This window comes from Solirhodobacter olei, assembly GCF_004010155.1.
Taxonomy (GTDB): Bacteria; Pseudomonadota; Alphaproteobacteria; order Rhodobacterales; family Rhodobacteraceae; genus Solirhodobacter; species Solirhodobacter olei.
Genome location: NZ_RRYH01000105.1, coordinates 1 through 394 on the forward strand (window position 1 = coordinate 1; position 394 = coordinate 394).

General features: G+C 50.3%; 1 protein-coding gene. It reads left to right on the forward strand.

Going from position 1 to position 394, the window contains the following annotated elements; all coding sequences use genetic code 11:
- Positions 1–322, forward strand: a 322-nt coding sequence (locus EIP85_RS22965; RefSeq protein WP_164871878.1) for a hypothetical protein, incomplete at its 5' end; no start/stop codon positions are given.
- Positions 323–394 lie beyond the last annotated feature (72 nt).

Consider the following 394-nt stretch of genomic DNA (forward strand, 5'->3'; position numbering starts at 1 on the left):
CAACACCCTAAAGTCAAAACCCAACAAAAATACCACTGGACCCCTGTACAACACTTGGAACCCAGCTAATGCCGCCCGCGACTCTGCCTCGAAGCTCAAAGACGGAGGATTTAACCCTCTTGGCAACCTTGCAGGTTCTAGTCAACCACACAAGGTCGCTGCTAAAGCTGGTCTTGCTTTTGCTGGTCTTGGTACCATTGGTGCTGTGGCTGACTACTCAACCCAGAAGCTTAATTCTCTGGCAGGTGATAATCAAATTGCTAAAGGATTTATTAACTTTGGCCCTATCGGGGCAATCGTCGCCGGAATTCGTCAGTCTTAACGCCTCCCTCTACAATGGGGGACACGTTTATGGACGTCGATAGTCATGGATCAGCAAAACGCCCCGCAGCCG